This window comes from Pedobacter sp. MC2016-24, assembly GCF_015223055.1.
GTDB lineage: Bacteria > Bacteroidota > Bacteroidia > Sphingobacteriales > Sphingobacteriaceae > Pedobacter.
In genome coordinates this window covers 18,657-31,930 of record NZ_JADFBX010000015.1, presented here as the reverse complement: position 1 = coordinate 31,930, position 13,274 = coordinate 18,657, and the positions used below count along the sequence as shown (strand labels likewise).

Annotated in this window: 11 protein-coding genes; 1 reads left to right on the top strand and 10 read right to left on the bottom strand. The window is 38.9% G+C overall.

What is annotated here, in order from left to right; all coding sequences use genetic code 11:
• Positions 1-6 precede the first annotated feature (6 nt).
• The 6 genes from IM797_RS23330 to IM797_RS23305 all read right to left on the bottom strand — a co-directional run bounded on the left by IM797_RS23330 (position 7) and on the right by IM797_RS23305 (position 9,095).
• Positions 7-3,891, bottom strand: coding sequence for a hypothetical protein (locus tag IM797_RS23330; RefSeq protein WP_194129624.1), 3,885 nt, complete (start codon positions 3,889-3,891; stop codon positions 7-9).
• A 7-nt stretch (positions 3,892-3,898) separates the two neighbouring features.
• Entirely contained in the window at positions 3,899-5,539 is a 1,641-nt protein-coding gene (locus IM797_RS23325) for a hypothetical protein (protein ID WP_194129623.1), read from the bottom strand.
• Positions 5,540-5,557: 18 nt separating this feature from the next.
• Entirely contained in the window at positions 5,558-5,896 is a 339-nt protein-coding gene (locus tag IM797_RS23320) for a hypothetical protein (RefSeq protein WP_194129622.1), read from the bottom strand.
• A 27-nt stretch (positions 5,897-5,923) separates the two neighbouring features.
• Complete coding sequence (locus IM797_RS23315) at positions 5,924-7,426, bottom strand: hypothetical protein (protein ID WP_194129621.1); 1,503 nt, start codon at positions 7,424-7,426, stop codon at positions 5,924-5,926.
• A 34-nt stretch (positions 7,427-7,460) separates the two neighbouring features.
• A complete protein-coding gene (locus IM797_RS23310) occupies positions 7,461-8,459 on the bottom strand; it encodes a TerC/Alx family metal homeostasis membrane protein (protein WP_194129620.1) in 999 nt (332 codons plus the stop codon).
• Between the two features lie 243 nt (positions 8,460-8,702).
• Positions 8,703-9,095 (bottom strand): DUF2809 domain-containing protein, encoded by a 393-nt coding sequence (locus IM797_RS23305; protein WP_194129619.1) that lies wholly within the window; start codon positions 9,093-9,095, stop codon positions 8,703-8,705.
• Between the two features lie 226 nt (positions 9,096-9,321).
• On the opposite strand from IM797_RS23305, the gene IM797_RS23300 reads away from it, so the two are divergent.
• Complete coding sequence (locus tag IM797_RS23300) at positions 9,322-9,747, top strand: hypothetical protein (protein WP_194129618.1); 426 nt, start codon at positions 9,322-9,324, stop codon at positions 9,745-9,747.
• A gap of 44 nt (positions 9,748-9,791) precedes the next feature.
• On the opposite strand, the gene IM797_RS23295 is transcribed toward IM797_RS23300, so the two are convergent.
• From IM797_RS23295 to IM797_RS23280, 4 genes are all read right to left on the bottom strand, one after another.
• Positions 9,792-10,859: a type I restriction endonuclease gene (locus tag IM797_RS23295; protein WP_194129617.1), complete on the bottom strand. Its 1,068-nt coding sequence runs from the start codon at positions 10,857-10,859 to the stop codon at positions 9,792-9,794.
• 260 nt (positions 10,860-11,119) lie between these two features.
• The gene (locus IM797_RS23290) at positions 11,120-11,965 is read right to left on the bottom strand and encodes a sialate O-acetylesterase (RefSeq protein ID WP_194129616.1); all 846 of its coding nucleotides are present in this window, start codon (positions 11,963-11,965) and stop codon (positions 11,120-11,122) included.
• Between the two features lie 29 nt (positions 11,966-11,994).
• Positions 11,995-12,618 (bottom strand): GNAT family N-acetyltransferase, encoded by a 624-nt coding sequence (locus IM797_RS23285; RefSeq protein ID WP_194129615.1) that lies wholly within the window; start codon positions 12,616-12,618, stop codon positions 11,995-11,997.
• A 159-nt stretch (positions 12,619-12,777) separates the two neighbouring features.
• Complete coding sequence (locus tag IM797_RS23280; protein WP_194129614.1) at positions 12,778-13,272, bottom strand: hypothetical protein; 495 nt, start codon at positions 13,270-13,272, stop codon at positions 12,778-12,780.
• Positions 13,273-13,274 lie beyond the last annotated feature (2 nt).

The following is a 13,274-nucleotide window of genomic DNA, read 5'->3' as shown; positions in this document are numbered from 1 at the left end:
TCATCCTTATGGCTTTTGGATCCCTTTTAGCAAATGCTTCTCAAAAAACTTCATCCCTTCTAAAATGATGATGGGTGCAACAAAATCAAACTCCCTTTTGTCTTCATGTTTTCGTTTTTGAGCCCTGATAAAACCTGGCTCGCCCTTGATGTAATTCTCAATGTTCATATCCATGAAACCCGCCATAAATTCTCCAGGATTCATTTTTAAGCCAAACATAGAAGACGACACTTTATAAAAAAGGTCTGCAAAATCCATAAATCTCGGGCAATGTGGTTTTCCTTCAGGTGGAAGACAAATGAAATGGTTCCCCACGTGTTCCAACATTTCCGCCGTTATTGAATTTGTCGATTCCAGATACTTAAATGTTCCTTCGGGCGTGACAATACAAAAGTTATCTTCGCCAAGTATCTCTATAGCTTGCTTATTGGTAGGTACCAGAATGCTTGTAATGTGCGTTGGAATCGCCAGCCCTTTAGATACCTCGTACTTTACATCAGAATTGTTAATTCCGCTTTGAGAATTGATATCAATGATTTTTAAAGGATTGACCGAAATCGGTGTGATGGTTGTTTTTGCCACAGCCATCCCTCCCATACCCCTAATAAACATATCGGTATAATATTGCTCTGCTGATTTCGCATTTACGGCATTAAACCAATCGAAAATTCTGGCACCCTTTCCGGCAAAAGCAATCTTGATTTTTGGAGGGATCGCTTTTACAGCAGCAGGCGCATCGTCAGACCTTACAATTTCAGTACGCAGCTTGTAAGCCAATTGTCCGGCATAAAACATGATCAGACCAGTAACATACAAATTGACACTCATCATTTCCTTACAATCTGCGGCAATCAACCGATAAAAGGTTTCAAAATCTCCAGCTTCCAGCCGATCTACCACTTGTTCAAAATAATAAGGAGCAGTGTTCTCCGAGTATTTATTAACTCCGCTATTGAGTCCCTGAATAGAGATTTTCTTGATCTCGCAAATTTTCAATAATACATTTTTAAAGTTAGGAGAATACTTGGTGGCTTGTGCAACCCGCTCTGCAGCAAATCTAATCGAGTTTTGTTTAATCATAGCCTTGCCGCCCTCCATCTGACATAATGCTGTAATATCCGTCGTGCTTCCCCCGATATCAAAACAAAGCACCAATTCTCCCGGATTTATAGCGTAACCACCATTCGGACGAACCAGATAATTGGCTACTGCGCAAGCTTCCGATAAAGACTCCTCATTGCTAAGCGTTTTGAAGTTAAAGCTAACAGGCTCTGTTTCCGAGGCGATGTTAATGGTATTTTTAATGGATTGATGACTTATATGAGCGGAGCTGCCAGCCGCAGCACTTCCCCAGCCACTGCTTTCAGCTGAACCCCAACCGCCTTCACTAACAACTTCCGGAACCGCGTCCCAACCTGTTGTGGCTTTTGCAATACCCCAGGCGCTCTCCGAAGAGGTATCACCAATATCCGATAAATCAGAAGGCGGATAGGTCTTGAGTTTAACATCACTTACTATTGGGGAAATATTCCTTAGCGAATCCCAGATTGCCCTGTACTCACTCAACAATTCTTTCCCCATTGAAGATGGATATGACCATTTCAAGGTCTTCGGCTCATGGTTTTCCATAAAAAGCTGTGCATAAACATGCAACAAGAGTGAACTCAAATAAGCAGTTTTATAGCTTTTATCAATAGCTTGAGTAGACCATTTCATATTGTAAACAAGCTCAGCCCGCCCAACTCTGCTATAGCTCAGCACATATCGGTCATTCTCTGCATTTTCAATCGGAAGGTTCTTTTCAAAACAAGGAAAACCACCTTTTACCGCCTGCGCCATCAAAGATTCCACCAATAGGTGATCCTCATTGACCACGCGTCTGGAGTCATGAACAGTAAGTACAGATTTAATAGAATTTGTGAGGATTTCATCGTTTTGAAAAAAGAAAATTTCGTCCTCAACCGCCGGTCGTTCATCGTTATTCTTCGCATCACTACCCAACAAAGAAACCCGCTTATTGGTTAGTTTCAAACGCTCACATACTTCATTTCGGTAATCAGAAAAATAGGCAATCGATGAATTGGTACTTCCAAAATCAACACCCAAAAATGCAGGATAGAGCGTCTTTGGAGAATTCAACATGTTTACAGGCAAATCCTGCGTATTACCTGAACCGTCATACCTAATGATTCCAAACCCACAATCTATACCAGCATGTGAAAATTTAACTCCTTTAAAGGGCTGATTGCTCTCATAAATTTCATATTTATACTTGTTATCAGAAACCGCATTATTAGACGACACATGTAATTCCGACTTAATGTCGCCGTATTTGGGATCAAATTTCGCAGCCTTTCCATTACTGCCCAGGTATAACGGCGTGCCCTTTTCATCTAGCACAATTCTAAAAAAATCATCATTTACATTTCCAATAAATGGAGTAGCCTGAAACTTGGCATCATTATGCGGAATCTCTGAATATAAAAAATACCTGTTCCATTGTTTAGAAATGAAATTTGGCCACATCAAAATATCCTTGCCCAATATAGAATCACTAGTCACACGATAAACTACCTGTTTAATAATTTCAGTTCCATTTTCAGTGTAAAGACTCAAATTCACAATCAGTCGTTCGCCATCTTTATCATTAGGGTCGTATAAACCTGTAATTCGCGATCTAACGTTTGAAGTGACAGAAATGCCAACCAACGCATCCAATGTCGCACCAAATACATTTAATGCTAATGGTGTTAGGGGCAATGTAAAATAAGCGAAGCTGTTGGGCTGACCTTTAGTTTCGGCTTCAAGCAGTAAGATAGGCTTATTTTTTAGGTAGTTTCTGGTTTCAGCTCCCTCTCTCCCAAAATCAATCTGGGCAATTTCGGTTGTATCCGGCAGCAACAAATCCTTCGGATCAAATGGAATGGCTCCCTCTTTAGTTTCACCGTAGATGACCCCTTCCGATCCAAATAACTCTGTAGAATAATTGAAGAGCAGGCTAAAAGGATAATTAAAAATAGATCCGATTTCAGGTGGCGACTGCTCGTCCAGTTTAGGATAGCCTTTTTCTTCCTGATACTTCCGCATGTCTTTCAACCAGCCCTCCAGAATACCAGAAATGTTGCCATATTTCGGTGCGATAAATTCTGCTACGCCATCAAAATTGCGCCTAAACTTTTCAATATGGTTTAGAATATGCTTGGCGTAACCATACAAATTAAAGAGATCCTGTGGTGTCAGATCCGATTTCAGCGGATCAATAAACCGACCATTTCTTACATTTACAAAGGGAGCCTTATCGCCAATAGCATAAGATGCCGAGGTAAACAATAAACTGTCTGGTGAGGTACCTCCTACCACAGTTCCTTTAAAAGAGATTACATCTATAAATGGCACTTTATCGGTATTATTTGCCAGTGATTGATCGCACCAAAGCGGTTCCCTTTCAAATAGCATGTTACCAAATGCTCCAGTGGGTTCATAAATATTTGCAGTATCCAGAACTTTCTTGCCGTCAGAATAAGCCAAATGCACCCTATTTACTTCAATGTCTTTATAAGACAATGCAATACAGCTGATGAACCCTTTCCATTCATTGATTAATGATTTATAAAAGAGCATTAAGCCGGATGCCGCAGCATCTTTATCCTGAATGTTATCCGAGGCAGCTCTGAACAGATTAGCCCTGGCAAATACCGAAGGTATCCCGGATACAATGGTTCCGATATTAACAGATGAATCACCGTATTGGTTAACCGCAATTTCAGGAATTAAAATGTGCTTGGTAAAAACCTCAAGCTGAGGAATCTTGTCCCAGGCAAACTCCACCCCATTTGGTTCTGTATTTGGCTGAACTTTAATCGCAAGCGCCTTTATTCTTTTATCAGACATCTTCCTATTAATTAAGATTAAAATTTTGTGAAATGGTTAATGCATTGTAGATGTGGGCCAAAAACTTTTCCTTGGTCGTATTCACCTTCTGCTCATCCTTTGGTCCGGTATTGATCAGTGTCTTTACGAAAGAATTATACCTGCTTCCAAAAAAACCGCCTTTAGACCAATGGTATTTTTCGTCCTGAAATATCGCACCAACATCAATATTCTTCAGTTCGTTTCTATTGCTAAGAAAAGCCTTACTGTCAAAAATAAAACGACCTGGGGCCACCGTACTCCTGACCTGATACAACCATCCAGGAATAAATCTCGCATCATCAAAAGTGTACGCGAATAATTTAAAATACTCATTGATTTCTTTACATTCAATATCAGTAATACCACTATATTGATCCAACTTCTGCTCTTTGCACTGATTGATGAACCCTTTGATGCCAATATCTCCATCCGCAGCGCCATTCAAGGATAAGGAAATATGCGCCAGGGAAAAAAATGCGCCCAATCTGTTCACAAAGTTTTCACCTGCATTATTCTCTTTTCCTACAAAATCATCAAAAGAGAAGTTAAAGGAATTGTCTTTAAATTCTACAGCTTTGTACAGATAGTCTGCCTGTCCGTTATCAAAACCTGTACTCCTTGTAAAAAAGTCATAAGCAGCACAGGCACAAAGCAATTCTGTAATGTGACAAGGATTTTTCTGTTCGCTACCACCTGTAATGGTTTTACTTGATTTTCCTTCATCCATCTTTTTACTTTCTATCGGCCACCCAATGTGGTACAGCAATTTATAGCACTTCTTAACTGTAGGATCATTTTGATAGAACTGAAGTGCAGCCTGGCTGTTGATCGGAAAAAACGAAGAATCTGCAATTACCCGATCGCTTTTCGCAGATTTTTGATTGTCGTCTGGTTTGGCAAACGTAAAATATTCGGTCAACAATGTCGAGCCAAACTTCGCCTTTGAAAAATCAATACTCGATGTCCCATTTGACCTTATTTTAACAAAATCCTGTAGGGCTTTCGGTATCACCGGAATAGAAGAAGCACCAGTTCCCCCAAAGACAGACCCGAAAATAAAAACCCTGGCTATCTCACCAGCTTGCTCCAACTTGGCTATAAAAGCTTCCAGTTCCCGTTCTTCAGTCTGTACATTGGTTCCTTTCAAAATATTTCGGGCTGCCTCTACAATGCCGTGGTACATCAACATTGAACCCAAATGCGTTTGCGCCCTGTAGCCATGTGCCAAATCAAACTCCTGTACCGTATCATTGTCTAAAAACAGGTCAGAAATCAATTTATTGGCCTTCTGCTGTTCCTGAGAACCAGTTGATATTTTACTCAGATTTTTATAGCTCTCCCTGCCGGGGCCTGAATAATTCGTCCAGAATCGATGCAAATTAAGCTTTGCAGAAAAAAAGGTATTTGCATTTGGCGTTCCCCCAGTTATTGTACCATTGGTTTTAATCCGGTTATACAGGGTAATTAATTCCTCAACTCTCGCCTTATTACCGTTGTTTTGATCGGTATCTAAAGTAAGTACTTCAATCTCCTGGTTATCGAACATGCCGATGCTACATAAATGTGTAAAGGCTTCCAGGCAACGCATACCGGTACCACCGATCGCGATGACAAATAATTTATCCATGATGTTTTTGATTAAGGATTAGAACCAGTGACCCAGTTTGCCATTTTTAAAAGTCTTACTTAGTATCAGTCCACCAATCAGGTACACGAAAAAGCCTATGGCAGTCCCTACGCCTAAGGCAGAGACATATTTGTTCACCACCATGATGTTTGCATCCGGCTTAAAGGCATAATACCCCATTAGGAAAATTACGGCAGGATTAAGCAAGGCGAAAATCCAGAACCAGGTTTTACGCTTCTGAGCATCTTTAGGCTGACTGCCTCCCTCAAACTTGATGGATGTGGAGATCAAAGCCGATACTAGTAAAAAAATGAAAGTGATCACAATTGAAATGATGTAAGCAGATACAGATTGCATGTAATTGTCTATTAAATGGTTTGATAATTATTGATTTGTTTTGATATAATACGAGTACACTACCTTGTTTTCCGGTTTAATATCCTGTAGCGTACTAACTATAGATTCCCGCAGGGCGATGTTAGAAATTCCACTTTCATTAACCCATTTAAACTGATCAAGTGCTGGATTAGCTAAATTCGGTTGTGGATTTTTAAGCACAATATCCACCCTAAGTAGTCCGCCCGGATTTTGAATATTTTTAACTTTAAATTGTGGATCAAATGAAACGCCTAACTCCGTCTTTTTGCGGTTAATTGTCTTTGTATTCTTAAAGAGTGTCTGGTTAAGTACAAAAACTTCCGTCAACGCTACCGGATCTTTAGCTTTATACATCCATTCCGGTTTCAAAAAGCCATCAGTATTATAGCACTTCATTGCTATAGGGTCTTTTTCCTCATCTGCAAACTTAGCCTCACCATTGCTTCCTTTAGCTAACTTTGGCTTGTGCTTTTTAACCTCCAAACATTTTGAAAACTGCTCGTAATCTTCCGATACGTCGGATACATTGACCGCAAAATCACCAAACAGATAACTGTCTTCATTGCTTAAATCAATCCACAACTTTCTAAAAAAGTCATTAAACTGATGTTGCTCATTATAACTTTCATGAAGTTTTCCAATCGTATTCCAATCCACACCAAATGGATAAAACTCAAAGTTTCTTCCATTTTTTAAACCATTTACATAATTACTTTTAAGATCCAAAACATTCCTGGTCGCTTCCGATGTTCCTTTTGGATCATAAAATATACCCCCCGATTTCTCCGTGGGATAATCTGTACTCAGCTTAAATGACTGGGTAGAAAGTTCAAATTTCGAGTTTAACAAACTCAACTTAGGTTCCAGCTTACTCAATAAACTTTTGGTGTCTGGCCTTCCGCAACTAAATATGGTAAAATAGATGTGCTTGGTCACCTTTCCCTCATTATAATTGGCTACAAAGAAGTTAACGGCGTTTCCTTTAGCCAGCCATTTTGAAAATGAAATCTTCAGATAAGCTGTACTGGTCACTTCCTTATCATTTTGAAATTCTTCAAAATCAGTAATCAGCAAGGCATCGCTATTGGAGGCAACGATCTTCTCCACTCCCATCTGGATCGGAGCCCGTCTATTGAGGTATTCCTTTGCGTCGCTGACTTTTTCACCAAGTTCGGTGGGGTTCGTAACTTCCAAAGGTGTTACGGCACCACTGACCAATTTATACACATCAAACTGATCAGCTAAAACAGCATTAAAGCAATCCCCCATTAAGTGTTTAATCTCAGGATTTGAGAATGCGGTATTCATTCCGGCCGAGAAATCGATATAAAGTGCTACATTTCCACTTTTGATACTATTTGTATCCCTTGCATTATTGTACGCTTCAATGCGGCCAGGCAGTTCCGTAGCGATATAGGGATCAAATTCAGCAAATGGATCACCATTTTCGCTGCTGCAGCCCTGAATTCCCAACGCAGCTATAAGGACAATACAGTATTTCTTTTTCATTATCGTATATTTTAATTTAAAATTGATGAAGCTATTATGAGTTTTTTTCGTCCGGTAAAATGAGGGAGAGCAAAACTGAAAAGCCCAATATCACACCAATCACCAGGAGTGAATAAATGGACTCGATGTGATAAAATGGTGCAATGATCATCTTCAATCCGATAAAAGATAGAATAATGGCCAGGCCGTATTTCAACTTGCTAAACAAGTAAATAAAATTATCCAGTAGAAAGAAAAGCGCCCTCAATCCGAGTATGGCAAAGATATTGGACGTATATAGGATGAATGGATCATTAGAAATGGCAAAAATGGCCGGGATAGAGTCTACCGCAAATAAAAGATCTGTAAATTCAATAACAGCCACAACTACCAACAGCGGTGTTGCAAACTTCTTTCCATTCTGAATGGTGAAAAATTTATCAGCATCGTATTGATCACTCACATTAAAAACTTTGCGGATCAATTTCGCTCCCCTTGTGTTGTTGTAATCCTCTTCGTCATCCTCTTCACCAGACGACCAGGATTTAATCCCTGCGTAAACCAGGAATAGACCAAAAAGTGTCATGATGATATTGATATCATACTTAAAACCTCGTAACCCAACTACATTTAACAGCTTATTCAGATAAGTAAGCTCAATTAAAAATGCACCAGAAAAGATAAAGAGCCCCCTCAAAACTAAAGCCCCAATAATTCCCCAAAACAGAACCTTATGCTTGTTGGCATTGGCTACATCAAAAAATTTGAAAACAAGTATAAATACAAATAGATTATCTACAGACAGTGCCTTTTCAATCCAATAGGCAGACTGAAATTCAAAAAACTTAACTGGCCCGGCAAAATGATACACAAGACCGCTAAAGGCCATGGCTAAACTGATCCAAACCAATGACCAGGTAATAGCCTCCTTATTGGAAACAACATGACTTTTTTTATTAAAAATGCCTAGATCTAGCAATAGCATAACGATAACAGCAACGGCAAAGATTATAATAAGACCGGGGTGTTCTAAGAAAATTGGATGTTGGTTCATTTGGGTGTCGTTAATATTGATTGCTCACTATGAACTTCAACAAAACCATGAATTTTAACTGAGCATTTACGCAGCACTTCTTCATAATTTAGAATTTCAGTTCCTAATTATGATTCGAAAGTATGCAGGTAAACAAAGTTTTCCTTACGGGAACCCGTAAAACGAAAAAAGTCCACTCTCCATCGGGGAGAGATACCGAAGGCAGATCACCTGATCTGCAACCTAACTAAAAATTCAAACGTTCTATTTACTCCCTTTTGTTAAAGATCGTTTTCCCGCTACCGCAGAATCTATTAAATATGCTATAAAAATTCCTATAGCATATGCAATGAGATCAGACCAAAGAAATCCTTGACCTAAAATCAATCGCCCCGGCAGGGTCTGCCTAATGTTATTGATCCAGGGCTGCTGATAAAGCTGACTGAACTCTACCAGGTAACAAATTAATAAACCAATCCATGCAACCGAGTTCACACGAGCATCAACCAGGAAAAACCTGACTATAAAAAAAATCATTGTTGCCCATAATGCATCACCTGTCGATACAGGTATCAAAGCGAATTGCCTTGACAAAAGCCCAAGCAATATGATTAAAAAAATTAAACCGACATATGGGAGTCTTTTTCTGAATTGCATCTACATTGGATTATAAACTAAAAGTTCTCAACTAAGATATAAAATATGCCTTGCTAGTCAATTGGCTTTTTAAAAAGTACAATCCAAATCACTGAGAATTTATATGCTTCAAATTACATACACGAGCCATTTGAGCTACTCACCTAAGAATGTGCATCATATACATTTATTGTTATTTAAGTTATGGCATTTTTTTATATTTTTATAAAACAAACTATCATAACCTATGAGTAATAAAATATTAATGACTAAGGAAGTAAGTCCGGGGGAATATTCGGATTTGTTTGACTTCTTGATGAAAGAACTGAAGATTTTTAAAAGGAAATGGTTGATTTCGCTGAAACATGTAGAAACCGGGGAGTCACAAAAGTACTTTTTCCGTTATTTCGAGCGCCAGCACCAGGCTGAACTTATCCGTTTATTTAATGAAAATGATTTTGAGGGAATCTTGCGTATACCGACCGGAGAAGAGGGAAGTTGTGCAACTCAACTGGAAGGTCGTTATGTTAAATCAGGTAAACTGGTCAGCTTCCAGGTAATCGAAGCCCGGCCACATGAAGGGGGTAGATATGTCGGACTTACGCCAGCAAAAGTTTTTCTGGATGAAGAAGGGGAAAAACATATTTCCGCCGCTTTAAAATTACAAATTTAATAAGGTAAAGCCTCCCTAAAAAGGAGGCTTTTCTAATGTGTGCTTTACTTTTTTTCCAACCTATTAATGATATCAGTTAAAACACCCGAATGTTGATACAGGTCATCAATTGAATTGATTTCATACTTAACTTCCTTCTTATTTTCATCCAGCACAGCCAAATACTTCTTATTGCCCAAATACAGCCTGCATATGGTCTTGCGATTGTTGTCATCAAGCAATATGGCAAAGTATGATAACGCATCACGATGCACAATCCGTTTTGGGTCAACTACCTCTCGTAAAATTGACTTCACAACAAAGTACCCTTCAATTTCCTCTTCAGTGGTTACAATTCCCGTTTCAGTCGCCATTACAGGCTCAGCTGTACTTTTTACTTCAGTTTCGTTACTGTTGGCCTCTTCCTTCCCTAAAGCCATTTTCAACCTGTCGGTAATCGCATCATTGAGCACCTGGTTAGAGGACCGTTTAACCAGTTCAGTAAACTGAGCCAGAATTTTTTCTGTCAACTTACCCTGATACACCTGACTGGCAAAATGTTTTACAAATACTGTCGAAGGATCTCTAAGTTCCGATGTAATGAGGGCTTTAAGTTCATTGGTAAACTTTAAATCAGATGCTGTATTAGAAATGTTTTCAATGTCAAAATACGACTTATGGAACTTTTTTAATTCCTCGATCTGCGCATCCTTGATTTCAGCAATATTGAATTCAAAAAACGGCTTATCATCCATTTTATTGGGATCATTTAAATCCGTATAAAACCTATAATTCAATCCATTAGTTAATAAGCTAAACTTAGCTTTAGTCACATGAAAATATCTAAACAGCTGTGAATTGTGTGGATCCAACTTTTCCAGATGGTGTTTGCACTCAATGATGATGATGGGCTCCCCATCCTTCATAATTGCATAGTCAACCTTCTCGCCTTTTTTAATCCCAATATCCGCAATGAATTCCGGGTTAACTTCAAATGGATCAAATACATCAAATCCCAACAATCTGATAAATGGCATGATCAGCGCATTTTTGGTTGCTTCTTCTGTTTGAATCTGCGGAATCATCTTTGCAGTTCTCGTCCCTAATTGCCTTACTTCGTCTTTAAAATCCATATCAAATACCTTATTACAATTGCTCCATGTGTCAGTAATATCTGGCACCCTATTTTTTACTTTCTAATAAATCATTCTGAAATTCAGTTGACCAAATCCGACCAGGGAATCATTCAACTCAAAATTTCAGTTCCCAATCATAATTCGAAAGTAGTCAGATAAACAAGCTTGTCCTTACGGGAAACCGTAATTGATCTTCTGGACAAAAGTAATTTGGAAGACACTAAGGATAGACTATTGAAATTAACCGATCAAGTTGATTACTCATTCAATTGGCTTACCTTTTCGTCCAGATCATCTGAAGATATTTTACCAAGTGAAAAATCAATCTTTAACAATGCGGCCTGCTCATTTTTCGTTAAAGGCCTTTGATGTACCATATCCACTAACTCATCTTCGCCGGTAACTGGAGCTAGCACATTTTTCTTTTGAAGGAACGATTCGAAATACCGGATACCAAATCTGCGCAACGATATCGCATCAAAATGAAGCTCATCCGCATTTGCTGTTAATCCCGTAGCTGTTACAAAATAAGCGTTCGGTTTTGTTTCAGCGAATTTCTGAAGGGCATAATTCACCTGCTTATATTCAGTAAAATATTTACCGTATCTACCTGTGCTTAAAAAATCGCCAAGACCACCCATAATAAAAGGAATATCTGGCGCATTCAGCTCAGCGCGAAACGCATCAACGATAATACTCAGCTTATCATAATAAACAGCCGAAAGCCCAGCAAAACTATCATTTTCTCCCTGATGCCACATAATCCCAGTCAATTTACTGGTTCTTAGCGCAAGCTTTGCCTGGAACACAGCATTGTCAAAGAGTGCGCCCCCAACAGCCCAATCGTCCAGACTGGTTCCACCATCAGCACAGGGTATCAAACCAATTTCTTCCTGATCATTTTTTAATCTCCACGCTCCCGCAAATGATGCTGCAAGTCCGATGCCTGATGTAGGCCTGTCAAAGTTAATTGGTTCTATCATTGTTTGCCAGCGGCCATTCACCAGCATTTTGATCTTTTCATCATAAATCTGCTTAACATCAGCCAAATATCCCCGACCTGCCATATTTGACTGGCCTACCATTAAAAAGGAACTTATCATATTTATATATTTTATAAACGAGCAATATTTTAGTTATAAGATTGCATATAGTTTTGAAGCCGAGCTTCTACTTCTGACCATTCGGATAAAAGGATAGAAAATCGTGCAGAATCCCTGACTGTAAAATCAGCCCCCATTCTTTCTGCCCGGATCACTCCTTCAAATTTAGCTCCTAACCGTTCAATTGCCGTCCTGGATTGCTGATTTCGAACGTCAGTTGTAAAATTAACCCGCCACACCTTCCAATACTGAAAAGCATATTTTAGCATTAAGAACTTAACTTCAGTATTTATCCCGGTTTTAACAGCAGAAGCCGTAAGCCAGGTATGACCAATTTCACAAACATCCGGTGCAGTTCTACCAAATTCCGGCGTCTGTGATGGCCAGGGCCAGTAAGCAATATTCCAAAAACGGGTTGATCCTTTAATGGCTCCGTCATCGTTACTAATGATAACAAAAGGCAAACCAGTTCCGGCATTGCGTTGCTCGATCGCTGATTGCACATACTGCGTCATTGCTTCAACTCCCTGTGGTACCACAGTCCAGCGAAACAATTCCTGATTCCCTTCAGCAGCTAAGGTCAGTCCTTCTGTATGAATTAATTCAAGCGGTTCCAACCTGATTTTATTTCCAATCCACTGCTTATTCTCCATATTTTCAAGTCATTAATTCTTATTATTATTTAGGTCTGCTTTATCCAGTTTCAAATCTTTACCTGATACGCCAAAATAACGTCATCATGCGAAACCACTTCTATAATATATGTTTTCTAACACTATAAATTTAAGCAAGAATAAGATAAGGTTACTTAGCTAATCACTTTTCTTATAATAGAAAAGCGTCAAAAACGGATCATAAATAATAAGTTTCCTTTTACCCAATAAAGGTTGTAAATTTTGCAATAGCTTTGGCCATGAGGTATACAATTGGTTTGGTCTGATGTAATCCAATTCGCCATTTGCCACCATAACCATTCCAAAAAACAACATATTTTTATAGGGTTCGAAAATATGCTCCTGTTTCCTTAGTTCTTTTTTAATACGCTCAAAGTTAACGAAATTTGAATGCACATTTAATACAGAATTTGATAAGTCAATCGTGTCTATATCGCCTTGTTCATCGGTCCCAATGGCGAAAGAGAATGTAATTACACTACTTTTAAATTGTCCTTGCTCCAGATAGCTTTGATCTTTAGGTGTTACGATTTTAAAGATCTCAGACCTTAACCTGTCAGTATCTTTCTCTTGCGAGTAACTGCTAGAAGATAGTAATACTAATAATTTCAGGAAAAGTAATCCATTTCTCATAC

Excerpts from the sequence above, each read along its gene's own strand:
- IM797_RS23330 (WP_194129624.1), bottom strand. The coding sequence starts at position 3,891 with ATGTCTGATAAAAGAATAAAGGCGCTTGCGATTAAAGTTCAGCCAAAT.
- IM797_RS23325 (WP_194129623.1), bottom strand. The coding sequence starts at position 5,539 with ATGGATAAATTATTTGTCATCGCGATCGGTGGTACCGGTATGCGTTGC.
- IM797_RS23320 (WP_194129622.1), bottom strand. The coding sequence starts at position 5,896 with ATGCAATCTGTATCTGCTTACATCATTTCAATTGTGATCACTTTCATT.
- IM797_RS23315 (WP_194129621.1), bottom strand. The coding sequence starts at position 7,426 with ATGAAAAAGAAATACTGTATTGTCCTTATAGCTGCGTTGGGAATTCAG.
- IM797_RS23310 (WP_194129620.1), bottom strand. The coding sequence starts at position 8,459 with ATGAACCAACATCCAATTTTCTTAGAACACCCCGGTCTTATTATAATC.
- IM797_RS23305 (WP_194129619.1), bottom strand. The coding sequence starts at position 9,095 with ATGCAATTCAGAAAAAGACTCCCATATGTCGGTTTAATTTTTTTAATC.
- IM797_RS23300 (WP_194129618.1), top strand. The coding sequence starts at position 9,322 with ATGAGTAATAAAATATTAATGACTAAGGAAGTAAGTCCGGGGGAATAT.
- IM797_RS23295 (WP_194129617.1), bottom strand. The coding sequence starts at position 10,859 with ATGGATTTTAAAGACGAAGTAAGGCAATTAGGGACGAGAACTGCAAAG.
- IM797_RS23290 (WP_194129616.1), bottom strand. The coding sequence starts at position 11,965 with ATGATAAGTTCCTTTTTAATGGTAGGCCAGTCAAATATGGCAGGTCGG.
- IM797_RS23285 (WP_194129615.1), bottom strand. The coding sequence starts at position 12,618 with ATGGAGAATAAGCAGTGGATTGGAAATAAAATCAGGTTGGAACCGCTT.
- IM797_RS23280 (WP_194129614.1), bottom strand. The coding sequence starts at position 13,272 with ATGAGAAATGGATTACTTTTCCTGAAATTATTAGTATTACTATCTTCT.